The following is a 26,040-nucleotide window of genomic DNA, read 5'->3' as shown; positions in this document are numbered from 1 at the left end:
AGCCGACCGGGACAGCAGGATTGGCGCCGTGCTGCGTTAGATTCCTGCCATGCGTCCGCACGTCGTCGCGGTGGCGGTGACCGACAACCTGCCGATCTTCGAGCTGGCGGTCCCGCAGGAGGTGTTCGGCACCGACCGACGGGACATCGTCGACCCGTGGTACGAGATGCGACTGTGCGCGGCCGAGCCGGGCCCGCTGCGTACCACGGGTGGCTCGTGGCTCGACCCCGCGTACGACTTGGACGATCTGGTCGAGGCCGACACCGTGCTGGTGCCCGGTTGCGCCCGGCCGGCCCAGGTCAATCCCCCGGCAGAGCTGGTCGAAGCGCTGCGCACGGCGTACGCACGCGGCAGGCGCATCGTCGGCATCTGCACCGGCGCGTACCCGATCGCCGCCGCCGGCCTGCTCGACTGTCGCCGCGCCACCACCCATTGGATGAACGCGCAGGACTTCGCCGGCCGGTTCCCGCTGGTCAACCTCGACCCCCGGGTGCTGTACGTGGCGGAGGACAACATCTTCACCTCGGCCGGCACGGCCGCCGCCATCGATCTGTGCCTGCAGCTGGTGCGGCTGGACCATGGTGCCGCGGTTGCCAACGAGGTGGCCCGGCGGATGGTGGTGGCTCCGCAGCGGGGCGCCGACCACACTCAGTATCCGGCGCCGCCGGTGCGGGGAGTTTCCCCGGCCGACCTGAGCCCGGTGCTGGAGTGGGCTCGGCAACGCCTCGACCGGCCGCTGTCGGTGAACGACCTGGCCCGCGCGGCCAACCTGAGCCCGCGCACCCTGGCCCGACGGTTCCGCGACTCCCTCGGCACCACGCCGTTGCAGTGGCTGTTGGAGCAGCGGGTCCGGTTGGCGCAGGAGTTGCTGGAGACCACCGACGATCCGGTCGAACGGATCGCCCACCGTACCGGCTTCGGCAGCGGCGCAAATCTGCGCCAGCACTTCGGTCGGATCAGCGGGATGAACCCGCAGACCTACCGGCACGTCTTCCGGTACCGGGTCGGCGCGTCTGCCCGCGCCACGGTGACGCACCGACGGGCCGGGCAACCCCTCCGGTAGGAAGAACACCGCAGCCGGCCGCCGCCGATCGGCAGCCGTCGGCGTTGCGTCGTTACCGGAAACTTCCGGAAGTTCTGGTCACGGGGAGGGTCTCGACATAGCATGCACGCGCTTAAATCCGTCCGAAGGGCCACGTCAGACACACCCGCCAGCACCGATACTACATAGAGGGATTTCGATGCGCCTCTGGAACCTCTCCCATCGATCACGACGCCGATCCCGAACCATCGCTCTGCTCTGCTCGGCAGCGCTCGTCGCGGCGGTCGCCGTGGCACCCGCACCGGCGGCCGCCGCCGAGGTCATTCTCACAAACGACTTCGAGTCCGGCTCGTACGCCCCGTGGGGACCGCGCGGCGACATCACCCTCGCCATCACCGACGAGGGACACGAGAGCGACAGCAGCCTGTCGGTCACCGGCCGCACGGCGAACTGGCAGGGCCCGGCGACGAGCGCGACGGCGCTGTTCCGGCCCGGTACGCAGTACTCGGTCACCGCCTGGGTGAAGCTGCCGGCCGGCACCGAGGGCACCGCCGGGGTGCACTTCACCGTCGAGGCGACCCCGGCCGACGGCGGCGACAACACCTACACCTGGATCGGCGGCGACGTCCCCACCACCGCCGACGGCTGGGCGCAGATCGGCGGCACCTACACGCTGCCCGACGGGCTCAGCGCCGCCACGCTCTACGTCGAGGCGGCGGAGAGCACCCCGTTCCTCCTGGACGACGTGCTGATCACCGGACCGGACGGCGAACCGGGCGGACCCGAGCCCGGCACCGTCGTCATCGACACCGACTTCGAGGACGGGCTGGACGGCTGGGGTCCGCGCGACAGCGGTCCCGGCGCCCCGACGGTCGAGATCAGCGACGTCGCGCACGGCGGGACGGCGGCGGCGCTGGTCACCGACCGGGTCAACCAGGGTGCCGGACTCGGGCGTGACGTGGCCGGCCTGTTCGAGGCGGGCGTCACCTACGAGTTCAGCGCCTGGCTGCGGTTCGCCGAGGGCCAGCCGACCGACCAGATCTGGCTCAGCCTGGCCAGCACCTCCGGCGACAGCCAGTCGTTCAGCACACTCGCCCAGTTCGAGTCCATCACCAACACGGGTTGGACCGAGGTGACCGCCCGGTTCACCATGCCCGCCGCGGACGAGGCGTTGCTCTACTTCGAGACCCGCTGGGAGGGCGCGGACGTGGCGGGCAACACCAGCGACTTCCTGGTCGACGACGTCGTCGTCCGGGTGCCCGAGCCGCCGGTCATCGAGGATCTCACCGCCATCCATGAGACCACCGACTTCCCGGTCGGCGTGGCGATCGACGCCCGGGAGACCGTCGGCGGCGCCGCCGAGTTGCTGAACCGGCACTTCAACCAGGTCACGCACGAGAACCACATGAAGCCCGAGGCCTGGTACGACGACGAGCGCACCTTCCGACCCCACGAGCAGGCGCTCACGGTGATGGACTTCGCCCGCGACAACGACCTGCGCGTCTACGGTCACGTACTGGTCTGGCACAGCCAGACCCCGGCCTGGTTCTTCCAGGACGCGGACGGCCAGCCGCTGACCACGTCGACGGAACACCAGCAGTTGCTGCGGGACCGGCTACGCACCCACATCTTCGACGTCGCCGAATCACTGTCCGAGCGCTACGGCCTGTTCGGCTCCCCCACCAACCCGCTGTACGCCTGGGACGTGGTCAACGAGGTCATCAGCGACAGCGGCGAGTACGCCGACGGCCTGCGCCGCAGTGAGTGGTACCGGATCCTCGGCGAGAGCTTCATCGACCTGTCGTTCGAGTACGCGCACGAGGCGTTCAACGACGTCCACGCCGTACCCGGCAGCGACCCGGTCACCCTGTTCATCAACGACTACAACACCGAGCAGAGTGGCAAGCAGGCCCGCTACCGGGCGCTTGTGCAGCGGCTGGTCGAGCGCGACGTGCCGATCGACGGTGTGGGTCACCAGTTCCACGTCTCGCTGGCCACGCCGGTCAGCAGCCTGGCGGCCACGTTGGATGCCTTCGCCGACCTGCCGCTGACCCAGGCCGTCACCGAACTCGACGTCACCACCGGCACTCCGGTGACCCAGGCGCGGCTGATCGAGCAGGGCTACTTCTACCGGGACGCCTTCCGGATCTTCCGGGAGCACACCGACGACCTGTTCGCGGTCACGGTATGGGGCCTCACCGACGGCCGTTCGTGGCGGTCGGCCAACGCGCCGCTGCTGTTCGACGACAACCTACGGGCCAAGCCGGCCTACTACGGAACGGTGGACGGCGACCTGCCGGCGCGCCTGCGTACCGCCAACGTCTTCGCCGGTGACGTGGCCCTCACGCCCGCCGCGCCGAAGGACCTGACGTGGCGCAAACTGCCACTGCACCCGATCGAGGACTCGGCCCGGTTCCAGTTGCGCTGGGCGCCGGACCACCTGACCGCGTACGTGACGGTCGACGACGCCTCGGTCTCCGACGACGACCAGGTCACCTTCACCCTGGGCGACGAGACCTACCAGGTCTCCCGCGACGGCGGCGGCGACGTGCCGGCCGTGGCGGCCGAGCGGGACGACGGCTACCACCTGGTCGCCCACCTGCCGCTGGCCGACGCCGCCGAGGGCGAGACCCGCACCTTCGACGTGCGGGTGACCGACAACGGCACCACCTCCGGCTGGAACACCCCGGGTGCCGTGGGCACCCTGAGCCTGGTGGAGGAGTTGTCGTACCTGGAGGTACGCGAAACGGCCGCCGCACCGGTCATCGACGGCACCGTGGACGCCGGCTGGGCCCAGGCCACCTCGGTCACCACCGCCAAGCAGGTCTCCGGCACCGACGGCGCGAGCGCCGAGGTCCGTACCCTCTGGCGGGGCCAGACACTGTACGTGCTGGCCGAGGTCACCGACCCGGTGGTGGACGTCTCCGGCTCCGACCCGTGGACCCAGGACTCGGTCGAGATCTACGTCGACGCCGGCAACGCCAAGAACGGTCCGTTCCGCTACGACGACAGCCAGATCCGGATCAACGCCGACAACGTCGTGTCGTTCGGCACCGGCGACGAGGCGTTCCAGGCCGGACGGCTGGAGAGCGCGGCCGTGCGTACCGACGCCGGTTACACCGTCGAGGCGGCGATCAGCCTGCTCGAATACGGTGGCCTCGGCACGTTCCACGGCCTGGACTTCCAGGTCAACGACGCCGCCGAGGGCGCACGCACGTCGATCCGCAACTGGGCCGAGCAGAACGGCGAGGGTTACCAGACCACCGCCCGTTGGGGTGTGGGCCGGCTGGTCGCCGGCTCCAACGTGGAGATCACGACGGAGCGGATCGCCCGCTGGAACTCCGACAGCGGCGGTGGCTACTGCGCCACCATCACCGCCACCAACAACGGCGACAAGTCCGTCGAGTGGACCGCCGTGCTCGATCTGGAGGGTGACATCTACACCGCCTGGAACTTCAAGTGGGAGCGGCTGGCCGACGGTAGCTACCGGATCCGGGGAGTCGACTGGAACCGGACCCTGGCCGCCGGCGCCAGCACCTTCAGCATCGGGTACTGCGCCAACCTGTGACACCCGCCCGGGCCTGTCGGCTGACCCAGCCGACGGGCCCGAACGGTGCGACAGCTCCGGTGGCGGCCACCGCTCGCTCAGGGCGGGTGGCCGCCACCTTCATGTCCGCATGCTCGTCGCCGCCGTGGCGGTCGTCGGGTAAGTCCTCGTCCGGTGCCACTGACCAGCCGGCGGCGGGCCGGAGTTGCCGGTGCGGGGCGGTCTTCCCGCTCCGGTCAGACAGCGCGGGCGATGCAGATGCGGGCGTCGAGCCGGGGGCCCGCCTCATAGACCATGTACGAGACGCCACCGTCGGTGCCGAAGGCCGGCGCGGCGACCCGACCGTTGTCCGAGGCGATCGGGGCGTGGAAGACCCCGAGATGCACCTCCCGGTCGAAGTTGTTGCCGACCTCGGTGAGCCGGATGCGGCCGTCGTTGCCGTGGTAGGCGACGTAGCTGGTGCCGTTGCGCTTGAGCAGGTGCGGGCTGGAGATGTCGGTCAACCCGTCACCGGCCGGCGAGATCAGCGGATTCGGGGCGAACTGCCACTGGTCCCAGCCGTTCGGTGACCAACCCCAGAAGATCTTCCGGGTGCCGGGGCCGACGGTGTGCGCCCCCATGAAGAGCATGACGTACTTGTTGTTCTTCCCGGCGACGGAGTGTGCGAAGACCCGGGCGTACGAGGTCTCGGTGGTGTTCGGCACCAGCCCGGTGCTCAGGATCGGCGTCTCGTTGGTGAAGGTGATGCCGTCGCGGGAGCGGGCCACCCGGGTGGTGAAGTTCTCCCCGTGGAAGTAGAGAAAGAACTCCCTGGTGGAAGCGTTCCACACCACGTGCGGCGAGGAGACGTGGCTGACCGTGGTGGTGGGCAGCACCCGGTCGACGATCGGGTTGGCGGGGTGCTCGGTGTAGGGGCCTTCGAGCCGGTCGGCGTAGGCCAGGCAGATGCCGCCCGGGGCGTCGTGCGGGGCGTAGTAGAGGTAGTACCGCCCCCGGGCCCCGGAGATCTTGTCGTAGACCCCGCGTACGCACGGGAAGATCGTCTCGCCGGTGGGGTCGTAGCGCAGCGGTGTGGCGAACGCGTCGCGGACGTAGCGGTAGCTGGGGAAGCCGGCCGGCCCGGCGAGGGCGGGAGCGGCGGCGAGAGTGCCGCCGAGGGCGGTACCGGCGGCCGTGGCGGTACCGAGCAGGGCCGCGCCGCGCAGCAGGCCACGACGGCTCACCGAGGCGGGTTCCGGTAGGGGTCGGTCGTTCATGAGGGTCTCCGATCGGGAGGGGGACGCTCGTCGATGGCGGAGCTGGGGATGGTGGTGGGACCGCGCTGCCGGCTGGGCCGCGACGGGACGGTGAGGGCAGGCGTGGCCAGACGGTCGCCGCAACGAATGCCGGTGACCGTGCGTGAGATCGGGCTCCATGAGGGAGCGAACCTTGTGATCGATGAGTCTGCGGTCGACGGCGAGCCCGGGTCAAGGCGCTAATACGAATTATCACGCCGATAATCCGGAGAACTTTTCCGTCTTCGGGGGTTGACGGCAGGCGGCAGTGGGTCGCAGGATTTCACACCAACGTAGCTAATGCGTATTAGCGAAGAAACGATTGGACACGGAACGTGACCGGATCGCGCAGGCGGGTGACCCAGCAGGACATCGCCCGGATGACAGGCGTCAGCCAGGCGACGGTCTCGCTGGTGCTCAACGGCCGCGACGACGGCAGCGTCCGGATCGCCCCGGAAACCCGGGAACGGGTGCTGAGCGCCATCCGGTCCACCGGGTACGTCGCCGACCCGGTCGCCCGGCGGCTCGCCGCCCGGCACAACCGGATCCTCGGCGTCTTCACCTACGAGCCGGTCTTCCCGGCCGGCACCGGCGACTTCTACCACCCGTTCCTGGTCGGCATCGAGGAGTCCGCCGAGCGCCTCGGCTGCGACCTGCTGCTGCTCACCAGCGCCCCGGTCACCGACGGCCGGCGACGCATCTTCCACGACGACAACCGGCTGCGGCTGGCCGACGGCTGCGTCCTGCTCGGCCGCTCGCTCGACCGCGACGAGCTGGGCCGGCTGGTCGCCGAGGGGCATCCGTTCGTCTCCGTCGGCCGACGCGACGACGCGGGCGGACCGGTGCCGTACGTCGGCGCGGACTACGCCACCGCCACCGCCGACATGGTCCGACGCGCCCTCGACGCCGGTCACACCAGGCTGGCGTACCTCGGCCAAGGGGGCGGCCCGGAATCACACACCGACCGGTTCGCCGGCTACCGGACCGCCCTCGACGCGGCCGGGCTGCCGACCCGGCACGAACCCACCGACCGCTCCCCCACCGACCTGCTCGACGCGCTGCTCGCCGCCGGAGTCACCGCCGTGATGGTGGAGGAGTACGCCGACGGTGTCGCCCTGGCCACCGTCGCCGCCGAGCGCGGTCTGACCGTGCCCGCCGACCTGTCCATCCTGGCCCTGGGCGACCCGACCCGACCGACGACCAGCGACCTGGAGTTCACCGGCTTCCGGATCCCCCGCCGCGAGATGGGCTGGCAGGCCGTGGAGGTGCTCACCGGGCTGCTCGCCGGGGTGCCCGGCACCGCGACCCAGCGGCTGCTGCCGTGTCAACCGGTCGACGGCGTCACCCTCCTGCCGCCCCGACACTGACCAGCTCGCCCCCGGTCGCCACGCCTTCGGCCGGCGACCCTCGACCAACCCCTGGGAGGACCGACCGTGCCCGAGATGCAGGCCGAAGTACTGATCGTCGGCGGTGGGCTCGGTGGCGTGGCCGCCGCCCTGGCCGCGCTGCGCGCCGGTCGCAGCGTGCTGCTGACCGAGGAGTACGACTGGCTCGGCGGGCAGCTCACCAGCCAGGCCGTACCGCCGGACGAACACTCCTGGGTGGAGCACTTCGGCGTCACCGCCAGCTATCGGGCGCTGCGTGACGGCATCCGCGAGCACTACCGACGGTGGTATCCGCTTACCGACCGGGCCCGGCGCACCACCGCGCTGAACCCGGGGGCCGGGCACGTCAGTCGGCTCTGCCACGAACCCCGGGTCGCGGTGGCGGTACTGGAGGCCATGCTGGGGTCGTACCGGGGATCCGGGCGACTGCGGGTGCTCCAGCCGTACCGGCCGGTGGCCGCCGACACCGACGGCGACCGGGTCACCGGTGTGACCGTGGCGCACCGACACACCGGTGAGCGGGTGCACCTGACCGCGCCATACGTGCTGGACGCCACCGAGACCGGTGAGCTGCTGCCGCTGACCGGCACCGAGTACGTCACCGGCTTCGAGTCCCGGGCCGACACCGGCGAGCCGAGCGCGCCGGAGCAGGCGCAGCCGGCGAACATGCAGGCGGTGTCGGTGTGCTTCGCGGTCGACCACGTCGACGGGGACCACACCATCGACAGGCCGGCGGCGTACGACTTCTGGCGGGCGTACCGGCCACCGTTCTGGGGCGACCGGATGCTGTCGTTCCGCTCCCCCAACCCGCGCACCCTGGCGATCTCCGAACGCAGCTTCACCCCCAACCCGGACGACGACCCCTGGCTGGTCCAGGCCGACCAGCGGGTCAATCCCGGCGACGGGAACCTGTGGACGTTCCGCCGGATCGCCGCCCGACGCAACTTCGCCCCCGGCTCCTACGACAGCGACATCTGCCTGGTCAACTGGCCGATGCTCGACTACTTCGAGCAGCCGGTGATCGACGTGCCCGATCCGGACGCGCGGATCGCGGCGGCCCGGGAGCTGTCCCTGTCGGTGCTCTACTGGTTGCAGACCGAGGCGCCGCGCTCCGACGGTGGGACCGGCTTTCCCGGGCTGCGGCTGCGCGGCGACGTCACCGGCAACGGCACCGCCGCCACCGGTGGCGATGTCGCCCACAGCGGCCTGGCCCAGGCCCCCTACATCCGCGAGTCGCGCCGCATCCGCGCCGAGTACACCGTCGTCGAGCAGGACCTCTCGCTGGAGATCCGGGGCGACAAGGGCGCGGTCAGCTACGCCGACTCGGTCGGGGTCGGCATGTACCGCATCGACCTGCACCCCTCCACCGGCGGCGACAACTACATCGACGTGGCCTCCTGCCCCTTCGAGATCCCGCTCGGTGCCCTGATCCCCCGGCGGGTGGAGAACCTGCTGCCCGCCGGCAAGAACATCGGCACCACACACATCACCAACGGTTCCTACCGCCTGCACCCCGTGGAGTGGAACGTCGGCGAGGTCGCCGGCCTGCTCGCGGACTTCTGCCTGGCCCGGCGGGTCACCCCCCGCGCGGTGCGCTACACCCCCGGCCTGCTGGCCGACTTCCAGAACCGCCTCGCCGAATCCGGTGTCGAGCTGCGCTGGCCCGACATCGCCGGCTACTGAGGAAGGACATGACCTGATGAGGAACCGGTTGACGGCCGTCGTCGCGCTCACCGCGATGCTCGGCCTGACCGCCTGCGGCGGCGACTCCGCCGAATCCGACGGCCCGGTCACGCTGCGGATGACCACCTGGTCGGCGAACGAGGCCCACCTGAAGCTGTTCAACGAGATCGCCGCCGAGTACACCGCGGCGAATCCGGACGTCGCCGGGATCACCTTCGACCCGATCCCGTTCGAGAGCTACACCACCACCCTGACCACCCAGATCGCCGGCGGCAACCCGCCCGACCTGGCCTGGGTGCTGGAGAACTCCGCGCCCGACTTCGTCACCTCCGGCGCGCTGGTGCCGCTGGACGACACCCTCAAGGGCACCGAGGGGTACGGCTTCGACGAACTCGCCCCGGCCGCGACGAAGCTGTGGCAGGCCGACGGCAAGCTGTACGCGTACCCCTTCTCCACCTCGCCGTTCGGGGTGTTCGTCAACACCGACCTGGTGAAGGCGTCCGGCGCGCAGAGCCCGGCCGAGCTGATCGCCGCCCGCCAGTGGACCTGGCAGAACGCGCTGACCACCGCGAAGGCGGTGCAGGCGGAGACCGGCAAGGCGGGTCTGGTGGTCCGCGACTTCGACTACAAGGGTTGGGACTTCCTGTCCACCGTGTGGACCGGTTGGGGCGCGCAGGCGTGGAGCGAGGACGGCCGCACCTGCGGCTTCAACTCGGCCGAGATGGTCGAGGCGATGACCGCCCTGCACCGGGGGATCTTCGTCGACAAGGCGCTGCCCGGTCCGGGTACCACCGCCGACTTCTTCGCCGGCGACGCCGGCATGACCATCACCCAGATCTCCCGCGCCTCCCTGCTTGAGGGGCAGAAGTTCGGCTGGGACCTGGTGCCGCTGCCCGCCGGGCCGAAGGGTGAGTACGCGGTGATCGGCCAGGGCGGCATGGGTGTGCTCAAGCAGGGCCGCAACGCCGAGGCCGCCGCCGATTTCCTGGCCTACCTGACCAACCCCGCCAACTCGGCGAAGCTGGCGCAGTTCTTCCCGCCGCCGCGGGCCTCGCTGCTCACCGCCGACACCCTCGCGAAGACCAACCCGCTGCTGAGCCCGGAGCAGTTGCAACAGGTGGTGATCGACGGGATCGCCGAGGGCGTGGTCAAGCCCAGCCACACCGGCCAGGCCGCGCTGAACCAGGCGGTCCGGGCCGCGCTGGACCCGCTGTGGCGGCCGGACGCGGACGTGCGGGGCGTACTCGACGGCGTCTGCACCGCGATCAACCCGCTGCTGGCGAAGTAGGACCAGTGCCATGTCGGTCCTGACCAGGGACACCGTGGGGCGGGCCAGTGGCCGGTCCGCCCCCGGCGGTGCCGCCCCGCACCGGCGGCGCGGCTGGTGGACGACCCGCCGCCGCGACCAGCTCGCCGGGCTGCTCTTCGTCGCACCGCAACTCGCCGGCTCGGTGCTGTTCGTACTGATCCCACTCGGGCTGGTCTTCTGGTACAGCCTGCACGAGTGGAACGTGCTCGCCGGCACCTTCGAGTTCGTCGGCGCGGGCAACTACCAGGCGATGGCCGACGATCCGAACCTGCCGTCGGTGCTGCGGGTCACCGCGCTGTTCTCGATCGGCCTGGTGGTGTTCAACCTGAGCCTGGCCCTGCTGCTCGCGGTGCTGCTCAACCAGCGGCTACGCGGCACCGTCGTGTTCCGCACGTTGTTCTTCTCCCCGGTGGTCGTCTCGCTTGTGGCCTGGACGATCGTGTGGGGATTCCTGCTTCAGGACAACGGTGGCGTCAACGGGGCCCTGGGCACCGTCGGCATGGACGGGCCGAACTGGCTGCGTGGCGACTGGACGGCACTGCTGTCGGTGATCGTGGTGCAGGTGGTCAAGAACGTCGGCCTGAACATGGTCCTGTTCCTGGCCGCGCTGCAGGGCGTGCCGGCGGAGCTGTACGAGGCGGCCCGGGTCGAGGGCGCCAACGCCTGGACCCGATTCCGGCGGATCACCGTGCCGCTGATCAGCCCGACCATCCTGCTCACCTCGATCATCACGGTGGTCGGGTCGTTGCAGGTCTTCGCCCAGATCGCCGTGCTCACCCAAGGCGGGCCGGGCACCTCGACCACGGTGCTCGTCTACTACCTCTACCAGCGGGCCTTCCAGTTCCACCAGTTCGGTTACGGGGCCACACTGTCGGTGCTGCTCTTCCTGATCGTGCTGGTGCTCACCGTCGTGCAGTGGCGGATGCGCAGGAAGTGGGTCTTCCATGAACAGTAGGCTCTCCGTACGGGCCAGGGTCGCGCTCTACGGCGTGCTCTGCCTGCTGGCCCTGCCATTCGTCTTCCCCACCTGGTGGATGGTCACCTCGTCGGTGAAGCCGGTAGGCGACATCTTCGCCTTCCCACCGTCGCTGATCCCGACCGAGGCCAGCCTCTCCGCGTACCGTCGGGTCTTCGAGCTGCAACCGTTCGCGCAGCAGTACCTCAACAGCGGGTACATCGCGGCCGTGGTCACCGTCGGCACCCTGGCGGTCTCCTCGCTGGCCGGGTACGCCTTCGCCCGGATCCGCTTCCGGGGCCAGCAGGTGCTGTTCGTGGTGGTGCTGGTCGGGCTGCTCATCCCCAGCGAGGTGACGATCGTCCCGCTGTTCCGCATGTTCAACTCGTGGGGCATGGTGGACACCCACTGGCCGCTGATCCTGGTGCCGATCCTCGGCGCGCCGAGCGTGCTGGCCACCTTCATCATGCGGCAGTTCTTCATCACCCTCCCCGCCGAGTTGGAGGAGGCGGCACGGGTGGACGGGCTGGGCCGCTTCGCCACCTTCTGGCGCATCGCATTGCCGCTGGCCCGCCCGGCGCTCGGCGCGGTGGCGATCTTCACCTTCCTGCACAGTTGGAACCTGTACCTGGAGCCGATCGTCTTCCTCTCCACGCCGGAGAAGTTCACCCTCCCGCAGGCGCTCACCCAGTTCGTCGACGCCTACGGCGGGCCGATGTGGGACGTACAGCTGTCGGCGGCGTCGATGACCGCCATCCCCATCCTGGTGATCTTCGTGATCGCGCAGCGGCAGTTCATCGAAGGTCTGGCCCACACCGGCCTGAAGGGCTGACCCCGCCGCGCGGCCCGGATCCGCCGGGCCGCGCGGACGCCGGGACGGGTCGACCATGCACGACTGCAATATGCTGCGTGGTGACGGCAGTCCTCGGCGGACGCGGGCCAGGGTGGGAGCGTGACGTGACGGCGGCCGTGATCACAGCCAGCGCCAGCATCGTGGTCGCGGTACTGGTCTTCGTGCTCAACCAGTACGCCCAGGTTCGCGCCGAGCGTCGGCGCGCCCGCCTCGACCGGGTGGCGAGCCAGTTGCGTGATCTCTACGGTCCGCTGCACGCCCTTGTCGACGTCAACGAACGACTCTGGCAGGCCCTTCGGGACGACAACCTGCCCGGCCGGCAGCACCGCAGGTCCGACGCGGCGTTGACCGAGGACCAGCAGGACCAGTGGATGCGGTGGGTCCAGCAGGCGCTGATGCCGGCAAACATCCGGATGCGCGACCTCATCCTCGGCCGCGCCGACCTGGTGATCGAGGACGGTATGCCGGAACCCTTGCGGGCCTTCTGCGCCCACGTCGCCGCGTACGAGGTCGCGCTGGCCCAACCGGGCGACCGACGACCGGCCCTGATCACGCATCCCGGTGCCGCGTACGTCGATTACGTTCGCAGGTCGTTCGACGCGTTGAAACGGGAGCACCACCGGTTGCTGGCGAGGCGTCGCGGCGGTCGCCGGTAATCCACGAAAGAGCCACTGTTCACCGGCGGGTCGGCCGCAGTGGTATGGCATCTGACGGGTATCCTGCGCTCTGCTGGTGTACCCGCCTCGCGGGGGATACCCTGAGTTCTTCAGTAATCAGCCCCATCGCGATCGACGGGGGAGCCTCAGCCGAGACGGTGTGCTGGTGTGCCCGCCGACGCCACCCTTCACCGAGGTTCCTAGGGAAGGCACAGGGTGTCACAGGAGCGGCCGACCGAGTGGGACGTCCCGGTGGACGACCGAACTCTCGCCGTCGAGACATCGGGCAAGGCGGACGGTTTCCCGATCTTCCTGATGCACGGAATGCCCGGCAGCCGCAGCGGCCCGAAGCCCCGGAGCATGATCCTGCACCTGCTCGGCATCCGGCTCATCTGCTACGACCGGCCTGGCTACGGCAGGTCGACCCGCCATCCGGGCCGTCGCGTCGCCGATGCCGCACGGGACGTCCACGCGATCGCCGACCACCTCGAACTGGACGCCTTCGCCGTCGTCGGCCGCTCCGGCGGCGGGCCACACGCCCTCGCCTGCGCCGCCAGTGACCTGTTCACCGGTCGGCTGACCCGGGCGGCGGTGCTGGTCTCCCCGGCCCCCACCGACGCACCGGGTCTGGACTGGTACGCCGGCATGGCCCCCTCCAATGTCCAGGCGTACCGCGAAGCGATGTCCGACCAGCGCCGGCTGATCGAGTCGCTGACCATCCGGGCCGACCGCACCCGGCGGGATCCGGCGAGCGTGGTCAGCTTCCTCGACGGCGAGTTGAGCGCCGCCGATCGCAACGTGGTCGAGGACGTCGCGATGCGCCGACAACTGGCCGCCAGCTTCGCCGAGGCGGTCCGTTTCGGCGCCGACGGTTGGATCGACGACGCGCTGGCGCTCAGCCAGGACTGGGGCTTCGACCCGTCGTCGATAAACGTTCCGGTCCGCCTCTGGCACGGTGCCGACGACGCCTTCTCGCCGGTCTCCCACGCCCGCTGGCTCAAGTCGCAGATCCCGCACGCGGAGTTCGAGGAGCAGCCCGGGGTGGGCCATTTCGCCGCGATGCTGATCCTGCCGGACATCCTCGCCTGGCTCGCCACCCCCCAGGTGGATCTCGTCGACGCCCGTCCGGGCGGGCGGGTCTGACCCGACCGCCCGGACGACTCACGGCAACGTCGCCGCGCGCCGATCAGAACGGGTGCGGATCCAGCACCCGGTCGAGCAACTTCCGCTGGCCCAGCGCGCGCACGTCCGGATGCCCGCCACCGAGCCGCTTAACCAACTCAGCCACTGCCGCGTCCAGTTCCTCCGGTGCCGCGTCCGGCTCCCGCAGATGTCGAATCAACGCCAGGTTGGCCGCGGCCCGCAGGGTGTCCGGGTGCTGCGGCCCGAGCACGGTGCGCAGCACCTTGCGCAGGTCGTCCATCAACTCGAACGCTCCGGCGAGATCCCCGATGTCCGCCTTGCAGATCGCCAGGTTCATCTGGGCGGCGAGCACGAACGGGTGCTCCGGGTGCAGCATCTCACCCAGTCCGCTGGCGGCCACCTGGGCCGACATCCGAGCGGCCTCCCGGTTGCCAAGCGCCCGGGCCGCCACCGACAGATTGTTCTCGCAGATCAACGTGTGCGGGTGCCGCGGACCCAGCAGCGCCCGGTAGAGCGCCTGCACCGCCCGCAGTTCCTCCTCGGCCCCGGTGGGGTCGTCGAGCGCCAGCCGGTTGGTCGCCCGGCTCAGCCGGGCAGCCAGCGTGTCCGGGCTGTCCTCCCCGTACGTCGCCCGCAACGTGTCGTACGCGGCGTCGAGCAACTGGGCCGCCTCGGCCGGCCGACCCACCGTGCGCAGCGCGACTCCCAGGTTCGTCTGCGCACCGAGCGTCGCCAGGGCGTTGGGGCCGGACAGGTTCTGATAGTCGGTCAACGCCTCCTGCGACTGCACCAGGGAACGGTCGTACTCGCCGGACTCCCGCAGGTCTCGGGCCAGGTTCACGGCCGACGCGAGGGTCCAGTGGTTGTTGCGGCCGAGCATCACCCGGCGCTGGTCGTAAACCTGCTGATCCAGCCGCTGTGCCTCCGCAACCTTGCCGTTGAGCCGCATCGAGGCGGCCAGGTTGTTCAAGGCCGTCAAGGTACGCGGGAAGTTCTCACCGAAGTCCCGCGACCACATCCCGTAGGTCTGCTCGTCCTCGGTCAGGGCCTCGGCGTACCGACCCAGACCTCGCAGGTCAGCGGCGAGCCCACCCGCGGTCATCAGCGCGTCGGCGTGCGTCTCGCCGAGCAGTTCCCGCTGCTCCGCGCGGGTCTCCTCGTCGAACGCGTGGGCCTGTTCGAAATGGCCCTGCGAGCGCAGGATGTTGCCGAAGTTGAAGCGCAGCCGCAGCAGCGGCGGGCGCAGCATCGCACGCTCGTCGGGGTCGGTGCTCGCCTGGAGCCGGTCGGTCCACGCCCTGAGGATCCGCTCGCCGAGTTCGCGGGCCTGGCCGAGCACACCGCGCAGCCAGATGTAACGCACCCGCTCGACAAGCAACTCCAGCACGGCCGGATCGTCGGAGTCGAGCGCCGCCTGCATGGCGACCTGCGACTCCTCCAGGTGGGGCCAGAGCATCCGGAACCGTTCCCAGCTGTCCGCCACGTCCACGTCGCTGTCCGGCCGGGCCGCGGCCAGGGCGCTGATCACCTGCCGGCGGGTGCTCTGCCGCTCCTCCTCGGTCATCCGACGCTGGACGGCGTCGCGCAGCAGGCGGTGGATCTCGATCTGCTGCGCTCGGGTGTCGAGCCGCAGCAGCGCCAGCCGGTTGATGCGCTGGATCAGTCTCGCCGCGCCGGAGCGGGTCGGCACCGACGGGTCGGCCTGCCGCAGCAGGTCTGCGATGCCTCTGCTGTTGAGCAGTTCGATAGAGACCTTCACCGACAGCACCGAGCAGATCTCCAACAGGCGGTACGCGCCGGGCGAGTCCTGCTTCAGCCGGTCCAGCGATGGTCCCCAGGTCTCCAGGACCGCGCCGTGCTCGGCCAACGCGACCAGATAGTCGTCCACCGACCCCCCGCTGACAGCCAGCAGGGCACCACCGACGGCGAGGGCGATCGGCAGGTCACCGAGCGCCTCGGCGACGCGGTCCGCGTCCGGCTCAGAGATGCTGGCCACCTGCCGCTTGAGGTGCTCGATGCTCTCGGCCCGGCTGAACGGGCTGATCTCGATGGTCTCCGCGCTCTCCTCCCAGGTCCGCTCCCGAGCGGTGATGATGATGTGGCCCCGGCCGCCCTGCGGCAGGAATTCCTCGATCTCCCGGTAGTCCGCGACGTTGTCGAAGACCAGTAGCCACCGCGGATAGCGGTCGCCGCGGATCAGCGTGTCGTGCACCTGACGGATGGCGGCCGGGATGTTCACCGCCTCGGGCAGGCCCATCCGTTCACCGAGATCGACCAACGACGAGTCGACCAGGGCCTTCGGATCGGCCTCGATCCAGAACACCAGGTCGTACGCCGTCCGGAAGCGATGGACGTACTCCAGGGCGATCTGACTCTTGCCCACACCGCCCATCCCACGCAGCGCGACCAGCGAGTATCCCCGGCTGGCACCGGCCTGGAGCAGCCGCCGCAACCGGCGCAGCTCCTCGTCGCGCCCGATGAACTGAACGTTGGCCACCGGCGTGCGCTGTAGCTCCGGACCGGCACCCGGATAGCGGGACCCGGTCGCCGCAATCACGTCCTCACCGGCCAACTCGACGCGGCCGACCAGTCGCAGCAGGCTCGCCGCCGCGTCACTCGCCCTGGTCACACCGTTGAGGAAGACCGACGTCTCAAGCGTGAACTCGGGCAGCGGCTTGACGTCGTCGATGTACACGGCCAGCGGGGTGCCCGAGCCGGGGGTCTCGGACGGCGGCAGCGCGCCCGGCGTGGTCTCCGCGTACGCCGTCGAGACGACGGTAAGTGTCCGGGTCGGTGTGACCTCCCGGCGAACCGCAGGCGACCCCCCGTCGATGACCTGGATGCCGACCAGGCCGAGAATCCGCTCGACCCACTCCGCCCAGACCTCGTCCTTCGGGGCGTAGCGCAGCAGGATCTCCCCCTGCGGCAGGAACCTCTTGCGCTCGTACTGCGACCGCAGTTGGCCGCGCACGGCATCGTCCAGTCGCGGCAGGGACCGGACCTGACCGTCGGTGATCGCCGCGGTCAGTCGCTCGTACGCCGACAGCATCGCCCGGTCGGTACCGAACGTCGCCAGCGTCTCCTCGTACGCGTAGTAGGCCACGTAGGGCACCTCGACCTCGGCCCAGTAGTCGCGACGGTCGCCCTCGCTCATCCCGGCGGGCAGTCCGGCGAAGCGGTGCATGGCCAGCGCCCGGCCGGCGTTGGCCTTGTCCTGTTCGGCCGGGTCGACCCGCATCGGCGCCGGCAGCACCCGGATCCGCCGGTGGTTGAAGTACCGTTCGGTCACCTCGCGGGCCACCCGGGCCGCGCCATCGATCCCCTGGTCGCTGAACGTGAAGCAGTCGACGAGCACGTCCGGCAGGTGGATCGTGCAGATGCTGGCCACGTCACTCAGCCCGGTCCGGCTGTCGATAAGCGTGTAGTCGTAGTTGCGACGCATGTCCGCGCGCAACGCGTCGATGAACGCCGCGCCGCCCAGCCCGTCGTAGAACACGTCCCAGTCCAGGCCACTGATCCCGGCGGCGTAGTCCCGGTTGTGCCGGCCGGCGGAGAGAAAGTCGAGGCTTCCCCCGTTGGGAAAGGTGTAGTTCAGCGAGAACGCGAACCGCTGCACCCGCGCGAACTCCGCCTCCCAACCGTTCGGCAGCAGGCGGCTCTTCGGCAGCCCGTCGTCGTCCTTGACCGAGGCCTGAGTCTCGAAATCGCGAATCATGTCGATGACCCCGCCGGTGCCGGGCAGGACACTCAGGTCGATGAACGGATGGTAGAACCGATGCAAGCCGGGCGACTCCAGATCCCAGTCGGCAACCAGCACCTTCTTGCCGTTCGCCGCCAGGATCCACGCCACGTTTGCCAGTGCCATGGTCCGGCCCGTACCACCCTTGAACGAGTAGAACGTGACCACCTGGCCGCTGCGTTCGTCAGTCATCGGTCCTCTTCTGTACCTGAAAAGTGTTGCTGCCGCCCGACGTTTCGGGCCGACCGAGTTGCGGTCGCCGAACCCGAGGCCGGTCCGATGGCACGACGGGTGCGTTCTTGAGGAACTGACGGCGGGCCTCGGTCACCAACTCCGGCATGATCTGGACGAACTCCGACAGCTGGGTGACCCGCCTCGCCGGCGGCCGGTTCGCCCGGTCGAGCATCCGCGCGACCCGGTCGGCGAACCGGTTGCCTGCGGGCGCGGCCAACGGATCGTCCTTGGCGAGCACCACCAACGGGATCACCCACCGAGGCAGCCGCTTCAGCACGAGCGCCAGATCGTGCTCGCCGGCGCTGTCGCTGACGATCCACGGATCGACGAGTAGCACCGAGGGGCAGCGGGCCATCACGTCACCGGCATCGGCGAAGCTGGTGACGTGGGTGGCCAACCCGAGCCGCTCCGCCGTGCTCGCGACGTACTTCGCGGCGGGCAACGCCTGATCCTGCCCGAACGGGCGCCACTGCTCGCTGCGCTCTGCGTAGACCCCGGGTGCCCGCTCCGCCGGCACCTCGGCCCGGGTCGGTGCGGCGACGACCACCACGAACTGGGCGTCCGCCCGCGAGGTGGGACGCGCCTCGGCCACCTTCGGCACCACGGAGGACGGCAGCGGATGCCGCTGCGCGATCTGCGTGACCTCCGTCGCGATACGACTCAGCACCTCCCGGTACGCCGAGCGGTAGCTGGCGAGCATGCACAGCGCGCGCAGCCCGTTCTCGGCGTACCCGGTGACATCGCCGGCGAGTTCGAGTGCCTCACGGGTCTCGGCCGTCTGGTCCCAGGACGGCAGCGGGATCCACAGCACCGGCACGATGTGTCGGTACTTCTCACTTATCGAGGACGCCTTCAGCCGACGCCGGAACGCCTCCAACTCGCCGAGCGGCCAGGAGTTGCTGAGATAGGCGGGCGAGTAGAGCGGCACGAACACCTGGGTGTTGCCGAGCGCCGTGGTCAGCGTCTCTTCCCAGTCCGCACCGGAGCTCAGCTGCGCGTCGAAGAACCCGACCTGCCGGTCGTCCGGAGCGGCGATCTGGCCGCGGATCGCCGCCGACAGATCGTCGAAGAACACCTTGACCCACTTGTCGGGATCCAGACGGGGATCCTCCAGCATGGGCGGGGAATGGGCGTAGCTGAGGAAGAAGTAGGTGCCGTGGTCGACCGCCACCGGTGCCGCCGCCCCGATCCCGCTCATCTGTCCCTCCCGGAGAACTTCCTGAGGGGCCGGTTGGGTGCGGTCAGCACCTGCGGCTCCACCCAGTGCGATCGGGTCAACTCGACGATGCGCTGGGCCAATTTCCAGATCACCACGTCGCTGGCGTCGTCCTTCATGGAGAGCAGCCCGTACAGGCCCTCCTGGTGGTATCTCGGTACCACGTTCTCGTCCGGGGTGCCTTCCGGGGAGAACCACTCGAGGCCGTCGGGCGGCTCGCACGAATCCTCCGGCGCCCAGCACACCGGCACTATGCAGGTCTCGCGGGTGGGCCGACCGTCACGGCGGGTGATCGTCCGGCGGGCGAACAACTCCCACTCCATCGCGCACCACTCGCTGTCCAGGTAGGCCGGGGTCAGCAGGGCGACGAAGACCTGGCATGTGCCGACGGCCTCCAGTAGCTCCGGGGTCCATTTCTCGCCACCGCGCATGGTCCGGTTGATGAAGCCGGGATCCGCGCCGGCCGGGCGGCTCACCAGGGCGTTCACGTGAATGGACAGCTCGGTGAAGAGACGTAGCGCGTTCGTGTTGGCCTCCCGCCGGCCGCCGGGCGCCCGCAGCGGCGGTTTGATGACGGCATAGCTGACAAAGAACAGTGGAGCGAACGGATCGTCCACCACCCTGTCATCACCCAACTGTTGCTCCCCCGCCATCGACCGCAGGTGCCACCGCGCCGTCGCCCAAGGTAAGCACACCGGCACGGATGGGTCTATACCGCTTTACGGTCGGCGATGCCCGGCCATCCAGGTTGTCGCGAAGTCGACCGCATCGCGCAGATCGAGCAACCGGGTCGGTGCGCTGCCCACGAGGCCGCGACCGACCGGCAGACCGGCATCGATCGCCGCGCCGAGCGTGGAGAAATCACTCATGTCGAGCGACGGCGCGCGGAAATCGCGTCGCTCCCGACGCCCGGCCACCAGCACGTAGCAGCGGTAGGCCCGCTCCGGCGGTGGGCCCGCCGGCCGTCGTGCCTCCGGCCGGTACTCCGCCAGATGCAGGGCCGTACAGCTGGTGTAGCCCACGCCGAGCAGCAGGACCGCGGCGCCGGCGCGGTAGAGACGCCCAAGTGGCGAGCGCTCCCCGAGGTGGCAGTCCAGGTCGTGGACCGCGGTGAACTCGGCCGCGCGGCGGCCGAGGGCGGCGAACGACGTGAGTGGGTGACCACTACGGGCCGCGCGGGGCTGCTGCCGCAGGTACTCGGCGAAGATCCCCATTCCCTCGGCGGGTGTGGTCGCCGGATCGAACCCGGGTAGCCGAGCCTCGTAGGCGGCCCGGCCCGCCGCATCCAGCCCGTCGGTGGCGGCCCGGAAGGCCGGACTCGTCGGCGAGTTGCCGGCCGTCTGTGCCGGGACGACGACCGTCGCCTCCGGCCCGGCCACCCGACGCAGCGCCGCCAGCAGCGTTGCTGGGCCGCCCGCCACCGGCGCCATCCGCCGCATCGAGCAGTGCACCAACAGGTCCTGCCCGGCCCGTACGCCGAGTATGGTCAGGTCGGCGGCGAGCCGGTCGACCTCGGCGGGATCGGCGCGGCCGGAAAGGACCGCTCGGTCAACGCGGGTCATCGGACCACGAGTCCACGGTCTGGCGCATCCGCCGGACGAAGCGATGCCCGTGCTCGGTGAGCGCCCCGGTGCCGGCCAGTTCGTCGATGGCGCGCACCGTCCACCCGCGATATCGGCGGTGCCGCTGCCGGGCCAGGGCACCGGGCCGAGCCCCCCAGATGTCGGCGATGGCCAGATGTGCGTACGTGCCCTGGAGGGCACCCTCCAGCGGTCGCGGATCGTCGCGCCACGGCACGGTGAGTCGCTTCCGGTACGCCGGGTCGTACAACTGGCCCACATCCAGCACCGCGCCGAGTTTGACGTGCTGGAATTCGTGCACCAGCAGCTCCGCCAGCGGGTCGGGGGCGGCCGGCACGGTGCCGAGCGCGCCGAAGGCGTCCCGGGAGGCGGCACTGCGCAGCCGGCCGCTCGGATCCACCCGCAGCGGCGTGACGGTCCGCAGCCCGGCCCGCAGCCCCGCGATCTGACCAGGCACGGTGCGCTCGATCCTGGCCCAGGCGGCAGCCAGTGACCTCCGCCAGGACGTCAGCTGCGCCGGGTCGAGCCGGCCGGTCACCGGCCACTGGTAGCAGTCCCGGTACGGGTCGATGTCGTCGATCAGGACCGTCCAGCCGTCCAGCTCGACCTGACGTACGGGTGCCCAGCCCGCCGGGGGCGTGGCCCCGGCGGGTGGCACCGTGACGAGCGACTTCCCGGCGCGGGCGGTGAATCCACCGCCAGCGATCGACAGGCGTGCGCTCCGTTCACCCGGCTCGTCGATGGCCTGCGCGCCGAGGCCCGGTAGATGCACCAGGCCGGAGCGCACCGGCACCTCAATGTCCGTGTCGACGCCCGCGCGGACGGCCGCGGCCGCGGCCAGCGCGCCGAGGTACGCCCAGTCAGGGGCCTCACCCGTGACCGGGGCGAGGCAGTGCCGGGCCCACCGCCGCAGGTAGGGGTGGGCGAAGGTGGCCGAGACCGCGTCGGTCGCCTCCTCGTCGAGCCGGACGATCAGCTCCCAGGCTTCGGCGAGCGGCGTGCCGGAGACCCGGTCGGCGATCTGGACCAGCAGCCCCCGCACGTAGGCGAGCTGGGCGGCGGCGAGCCGCCGCAGGCTGGCCTCCGAGCCATGGCCGGTACCGAGATCGTCCAGCAGGTCGCCGGCGGGCAGGCCGTCGAGAAGCCGGTCCCCGGCAAGGTCGGTCGGATGGGCGGCCACGCCGGTCTCCGGTGACTCACGGTTCATCGTGACGATCAGCTTCTTCAGGTCGGCGCAGTAGACCGACGGATTGTCGAACCCGCCGGCAGCGGAGTAACGGTGCGCCCGCAGCCCACCGCCGCACTGGCCGACGACGGAACAGTCCCGGCAGGTCTGGCAGAGCACGGCCAGGCCGCGCCGGCTGCGGGCAAACTCCGGATGTGCGGTCACGACGTTCGCCGAGTGGTCGAAGACGTCCAAACCTGTCCCGGCCGCACCGTCGAACGCGGTCTTCATCGAGTCGGCCAGTTCCCAGGCGCCGTCGGTCTCGATCACCGCGAGACCCGACGGATCGAGCCCGACGGCCTCGGTGCCGCTCCGCCCGCCGGCGGCGGTGGCCAGCAGCGAGTCGAACAGTCGGATGTCGACCGGCCGGCCGCCGCGGACCCACTGTCGGTAGATGGGTAGCAGCCAGTCCGCGTACGAGGTGACACCGTCGGGTCGCGGCGGCGGATCGGCCCAGGTCGCGTGTGGAAGCAGGAAGTCGATCCGGGGCGGCGCCTCGGCCAGCAGCGCCCGGTAGACCCCGACGGGGTCGTTGCGCACGTCGATCGTGCAGAGAATGCCCGCGTAGCAGCGGCGATATTCCGGCCGACGGAGCAGGGCCAACGCCCGCCGTACCTGGGCGTGGCTGCTGGCCCCGTTGGCGAAGCGTCGGTGCCGGTCGTTCGCCGAGGCGTCACCGTCCAGCGAGATGCCGACCCGCACGCCGTGCTCCACGAACAGGTCGCACAGTTGCGCAGTGAGCAGCACCCCGTTGGACTGCATCCGGAGGTCCAGTTCGGCGACCGGCTCGATGGCGGCACGCAGGCGGGTCAGCACCATCGCCAACCCGGTCACCCCCAGCAGCAGCGGTTCGCCGCCGTGCAACACCAGATGAACCCGGCGCAGGCCGTGCTCTCGGGCATGCTCGGCGATGCGGACGGCGGCGGCCGCCACGGTTTCCGGGGCGATCTCCCGCGGCCGGGCCCGCCAACTCTGGTCGGCGTGTTCATAGACGTAGCAGTGGTCGCAGGCCAGGTCACATCGGCTGTGCACCTTGAGGACGTACTGGTCCAGTGGAAGCGGCCACGGATCAGATTCGCCTGGCGTGGTGGACACCAGGCATCAGATCGCCGATTGGAACGCCGCCACATCGACCGCCTCGACGCGGTCGCGGTCCTCGACGATCCGGCGTACGAGGGGCCGGACCTGCTCGGTGGAGAGCTGACGGAGTGGGGTGCGCAGAAGAACAGTGAGATCGGTTGACGCCTGCTGGGCCTCGACGGGTGCGGCATGGGCCACGGGTGACTCCCCTCAATGCCGGTGCCTGCGGGACGGATCAGTCGACGGAGCGGCGAACGTCACTCCAATTAGTAGCATAGAGACGACCCGCCGTGATGTCCCGTGGCAGCAACGAGCCCCGGTCGATCGTTGCTGATCGCCCGGGGCTCGTCGGGTGGGTGTCGGATCAGGCGAGGTCGAAGCGGTCCAGTTCCATCACCTTGGTCCAGGCCGCCACGAAGTCGGCCACGAACTTGGCCTGGGCGTCGTCGCTGGCGTAGACCTCGGCGAGCGCCCGGAGCTGGGAGTTGGAGCCGAAGATGAGGTCGACCGCGGTGGCGGTCCACTTCACCTGCTCGGTGGCCACGTCACGGATCTCGTACACGTGCTCGTCGGACTCCGACGCCTTCCAGCGGGTGCCCGGGGAGAGCAGGTTGCGGAAGAAGTCGTTGGTGAGCACGCCGGGCCGGTCGGTGAGCACACCGTGCCGGCTGCCGCCGACGTTGGCACCGAGGGAACGCAGGCCACCCACGAGCACGGTCATCTCGGGCGCGGTCAGGTTGAGCATGTACGCCCGGTCGATCAGCAGCACCTCCGGCTGGGTCTTCTCGCCAGCACGCAGGTAGTTGCGGAACCCGTCGGCACGCGGCTCCATGACCCGGAACGACTCGATGTCGGTCTGCTCCTGGCTGGCGTCGGTGCGGCCCGGGTGGAACGGGACGGTGATCTCGACACCCGCGTCCCGGGCGGCCTTCTCTACGGCGGCCGAACCGGCCAGCACGATCAGATCGGCAAGGGAGATCTTGGCCCCGCCCGCCGAGTTGAACTCCCGCTGGATGCCCTCCAGGGTGCTCAGCACCGTCGCGAGCTGCTCGGGCTGGTTGACCTCCCAGCTGCGCTGCGGTTCGAGGCGGATCCGGGCACCGTTGGCACCACCGCGCTTGTCGGTGTACCGGAAGCTCGCGGCCGAGGCCCAGGCGGTGGAGACCAGCTGGGCGGTGGTGAGGCCGGACTCCAGGACCTTCGCCTTCAGCGCCGCGATGTCGGCCTCACCGACCAGCTCGTGGTCGACGGCCGGCACCGGATCCTGCCACAGCTGGGGCTCCGGCACCCACGGTCCGAGGAACCGGCTGACTGGACCCATGTCGCGGTGCAGCAGCTTGAACCACGCCTTGGCGAAGGCCAGGGCGAACTCGTCCGGGTTCTCCAGGAACCGACGGGAGATCTTCTCGTACGTCGGGTCGACGCGCAGCGACAGGTCGGTCGTGAGCATCGTGGGCTTGTGCTTCTTCGACGGGTCGTGGGCGTCCGGGATGATCGCCTCGGCGTCCTTGGCGACCCACTGCTTGGCACCGCCGGGGCTGGTGGTGAGTTCCCACTCGTAGCCGAAGAGGATCTCGAAGAAGCGGTTGCTCCACTGCGTCGGCCGGTCGGTCCAGGTGACCTCGAGGCCGCTGGTGATGGTGTCGGCGCCCTTGCCGCTGCCGTACGTGCTCAGCCAGCCCAGGCCCTGCGCCTCCAGCGGCGCGCCCTCGGGCTCCGGGCCCACGTGGTCGTCGGCGACACCGGCACCGTGGGTCTTGCCGAAGGTATGGCCACCGGCGATCAGCGCGACGGTCTCCTCGTCGTTCATCGCCATCCGGGCGAAGGTCTCCCGGATGAAGTGCGCCGCCGCGAGCGGGTCGGCGTTGCCGCGCGGGCCCTCGGGGTTGACGTAGATCAGGCCCATCTCGGTCGCGCCGACGCCCTGCGACATGTCCTTCTCGGAGACGTAGCGCTCGTCACCCAGCCAGGTGTCCTCCGGACCCCAGAAGATCTCCTCGGGCTCCCAGACGTCCTCGCGGCCGAAGCCGAACCCGAAGGTCTTGAAGCCCATCGACTCCAGAGCCACGTTGCCGGCGAGCACGAGCAGGTCGGCCCAGGAGATCTGCTGGCCGTACTTCTGCTTCACCGGCCACAGCAGGCGGCGTGCCTTGTCCAGGTTGGCGTTGTCCGGCCAGCTGTTGAGCGGAGCGAAGCGCTGCCCGCCGTCACCGGCGCCACCGCGCCCATCCTCGATGCGGTAGGTGCCCGCGGCGTGCCAGCTCATCCGGATCATGAGGCCGCCGTAGTGACCGAAGTCGGCCGGCCACCAGTCCTGCGAGGTGGTGAGGACCTCGACGATGTCCCGCTTGAGCGCCTCGACGTCGAGCTTGGCGAACTCCTTGGCGTAGCTGAAGTCCTCCCCCAGCGGGTTGCCCTTCGACGAGTGGGCGTGCAGCACCGAGAGGTCGAGCTGGTTGGGCCACCAGTCCCGGTTCGTACGCGGACGACCGCCGGTCTTCGGCGTCGGCGAGTCGATCGCCGGGTTCTCGCTCTCGCTGCCGTGGGCGGTCACGGAGTCGTGCGCGACCGGGCAGCCGGCCGCCGCCTTGGAGTCCACGCCCTGGGCGCTGGACGGGGCGTCGTGCTCTGCGTTGCTCAATGTGCTTCCTTCCGACCTGGCGGTTCACTGGTGGTGCGTGCGGTCGCGCAGTCGGGGCAGGTGCCCCAGTAGACGACCTCCGCCTCGTCGACCACGAATCCGTGGTCGTCGGAGGCGGTGAGACAGGGGGCGTAGCCGACGGCGCAGTCCACGTCGGCGATCACGCCGCAGGAGCGGCAGACGACATGATGGTGGTTGTCCCCCACCCGGGACTCGTAGCGGGCGATCGCTCCGGTGGGCTGGATGCGCCGGACCAGACCGGCGTCGGTGAGTGCCCGCAGCACATCGTAGATCGCCTGGTGGGACACGGTGGGATGATCGGCACGGACCAGCCGGATCACGGTGTCGGTGTCGACGTGCGGGTGGTCGCGAAGCGCCGCGAGCACCGCCAACCGGGGTCGGGTCACGCGCAACGAGACCGCCCGCAGCTGCGCCTCGAAGTCGGCCGTCATGCCCACGAACCTACTCGACTCTTCTG

Annotated in this window: 18 protein-coding genes; 10 read left to right on the top strand and 8 right to left on the bottom strand. The window is 70.2% G+C overall.

Annotated features, from left to right (window positions below):
• Positions 1 to 49: 49 nt before the first annotated feature.
• Positions 50 to 1,063 carry a GlxA family transcriptional regulator gene (locus ACFY2A_RS18965; RefSeq protein ID WP_387173144.1) on the top strand — a complete coding sequence of 338 codons (1,014 nt, stop codon included), beginning with the start codon at positions 50 to 52 and terminating at the stop codon, positions 1,061 to 1,063.
• A gap of 178 nt (positions 1,064 to 1,241) precedes the next feature.
• Positions 1,242 to 4,610 carry an endo-1,4-beta-xylanase gene (locus ACFY2A_RS18960; protein WP_387173142.1) on the top strand — a complete coding sequence of 1,123 codons (3,369 nt, stop codon included), beginning with the start codon at positions 1,242 to 1,244 and terminating at the stop codon, positions 4,608 to 4,610.
• Between the two features lie 215 nt (positions 4,611 to 4,825).
• On the opposite strand, the gene ACFY2A_RS18955 is transcribed toward ACFY2A_RS18960, so the two are convergent.
• Positions 4,826 to 5,845 carry a hypothetical protein gene (locus tag ACFY2A_RS18955; RefSeq protein WP_387173140.1) on the bottom strand — a complete coding sequence of 340 codons (1,020 nt, stop codon included), beginning with the start codon at positions 5,843 to 5,845 and terminating at the stop codon, positions 4,826 to 4,828.
• A gap of 374 nt (positions 5,846 to 6,219) precedes the next feature.
• On the opposite strand from ACFY2A_RS18955, the gene ACFY2A_RS18950 reads away from it, so the two are divergent.
• From ACFY2A_RS18950 to ACFY2A_RS18920, 7 genes are all read left to right on the top strand, one after another.
• Positions 6,220 to 7,230: a LacI family DNA-binding transcriptional regulator gene (locus tag ACFY2A_RS18950; RefSeq protein WP_363925024.1), complete on the top strand. Its 1,011-nt coding sequence runs from the start codon at positions 6,220 to 6,222 to the stop codon at positions 7,228 to 7,230.
• Positions 7,231 to 7,305: 75 nt separating this feature from the next.
• Positions 7,306 to 8,931: an FAD-dependent oxidoreductase gene (locus tag ACFY2A_RS18945; protein WP_387173405.1), complete on the top strand. Its 1,626-nt coding sequence runs from the start codon at positions 7,306 to 7,308 to the stop codon at positions 8,929 to 8,931.
• A 16-nt stretch (positions 8,932 to 8,947) separates the two neighbouring features.
• Positions 8,948 to 10,219 carry an ABC transporter substrate-binding protein gene (locus tag ACFY2A_RS18940; protein ID WP_387173137.1) on the top strand — a complete coding sequence of 424 codons (1,272 nt, stop codon included), beginning with the start codon at positions 8,948 to 8,950 and terminating at the stop codon, positions 10,217 to 10,219.
• 10 nt (positions 10,220 to 10,229) lie between these two features.
• Positions 10,230 to 11,195, top strand: coding sequence for a carbohydrate ABC transporter permease (locus ACFY2A_RS18935; RefSeq protein ID WP_387173135.1), 966 nt, complete (start codon positions 10,230 to 10,232; stop codon positions 11,193 to 11,195).
• On the top strand, positions 11,185 to 12,027 hold the full coding sequence (locus ACFY2A_RS18930; RefSeq protein WP_387173133.1) for a carbohydrate ABC transporter permease: 843 nt from the start codon (positions 11,185 to 11,187) through the stop codon (positions 12,025 to 12,027). The genes ACFY2A_RS18935 and ACFY2A_RS18930 overlap by 11 nt, the downstream gene beginning before the upstream one ends.
• 125 nt (positions 12,028 to 12,152) lie before the next feature.
• The gene (locus ACFY2A_RS18925; RefSeq protein WP_387173131.1) at positions 12,153 to 12,704 is read left to right on the top strand and encodes a hypothetical protein; all 552 of its coding nucleotides are present in this window, start codon (positions 12,153 to 12,155) and stop codon (positions 12,702 to 12,704) included.
• Between the two features lie 252 nt (positions 12,705 to 12,956).
• A complete protein-coding gene (locus ACFY2A_RS18920; protein WP_387173129.1) occupies positions 12,957 to 13,847 on the top strand; it encodes an alpha/beta fold hydrolase in 891 nt (296 codons plus the stop codon).
• A gap of 43 nt (positions 13,848 to 13,890) precedes the next feature.
• Here the strand turns inward: ACFY2A_RS18920 and fxsT are convergent, their stop codons facing one another.
• The 5 genes from fxsT to ACFY2A_RS18895 all read right to left on the bottom strand — a co-directional run bounded on the left by fxsT (position 13,891) and on the right by ACFY2A_RS18895 (position 22,936).
• Positions 13,891 to 17,778 carry an FxSxx-COOH system tetratricopeptide repeat protein gene (gene fxsT, locus ACFY2A_RS18915; protein WP_387173127.1) on the bottom strand — a complete coding sequence of 1,296 codons (3,888 nt, stop codon included), beginning with the start codon at positions 17,776 to 17,778 and terminating at the stop codon, positions 13,891 to 13,893.
• Positions 17,771 to 19,018, bottom strand: coding sequence for a TIR-like protein FxsC (locus tag ACFY2A_RS18910; protein WP_387173125.1), 1,248 nt, complete (start codon positions 19,016 to 19,018; stop codon positions 17,771 to 17,773). The genes fxsT and ACFY2A_RS18910 overlap by 8 nt, the downstream gene beginning before the upstream one ends.
• Entirely contained in the window at positions 19,015 to 19,671 is a 657-nt protein-coding gene (locus ACFY2A_RS18905) for a TIR-like protein FxsC (RefSeq protein ID WP_363925016.1), read from the bottom strand. Before ACFY2A_RS18905 ends, ACFY2A_RS18910 begins: the two co-directional genes overlap by 4 nt.
• A gap of 84 nt (positions 19,672 to 19,755) precedes the next feature.
• Complete coding sequence (locus ACFY2A_RS18900) at positions 19,756 to 20,598, bottom strand: aminoglycoside N(3)-acetyltransferase (protein WP_387173123.1); 843 nt, start codon at positions 20,596 to 20,598, stop codon at positions 19,756 to 19,758.
• Positions 20,585 to 22,936: an FxsB family cyclophane-forming radical SAM/SPASM peptide maturase gene (locus ACFY2A_RS18895; protein WP_387173121.1), complete on the bottom strand. Its 2,352-nt coding sequence runs from the start codon at positions 22,934 to 22,936 to the stop codon at positions 20,585 to 20,587. Before ACFY2A_RS18895 ends, ACFY2A_RS18900 begins: the two co-directional genes overlap by 14 nt.
• 18 nt (positions 22,937 to 22,954) lie before the next feature.
• On the opposite strand from ACFY2A_RS18895, the gene ACFY2A_RS18890 reads away from it, so the two are divergent.
• Positions 22,955 to 23,083 (top strand): hypothetical protein, encoded by a 129-nt coding sequence (locus tag ACFY2A_RS18890; RefSeq protein ID WP_387173119.1) that lies wholly within the window; start codon positions 22,955 to 22,957, stop codon positions 23,081 to 23,083.
• A gap of 202 nt (positions 23,084 to 23,285) precedes the next feature.
• On the opposite strand, the gene katG is transcribed toward ACFY2A_RS18890, so the two are convergent.
• Positions 23,286 to 25,562: a catalase/peroxidase HPI gene (gene katG, locus ACFY2A_RS18885; protein ID WP_387173117.1), complete on the bottom strand. Its 2,277-nt coding sequence runs from the start codon at positions 25,560 to 25,562 to the stop codon at positions 23,286 to 23,288.
• On the bottom strand, positions 25,559 to 26,014 hold the full coding sequence (locus tag ACFY2A_RS18880) for a Fur family transcriptional regulator (protein WP_093407101.1): 456 nt from the start codon (positions 26,012 to 26,014) through the stop codon (positions 25,559 to 25,561). The genes katG and ACFY2A_RS18880 overlap by 4 nt, the downstream gene beginning before the upstream one ends.
• Between the last annotated feature and the right edge of the window lie 26 nt (positions 26,015 to 26,040).

Source organism: Micromonospora sp. NPDC000442 (genome assembly GCF_042898635.1).
Classification (GTDB): Bacteria; Actinomycetota; Actinomycetes; order Mycobacteriales; family Micromonosporaceae; genus Micromonospora.
The sequence above is the reverse complement of the archived record's forward strand: the minus strand, read 5'-3'. Positions and strand labels throughout refer to the sequence as shown.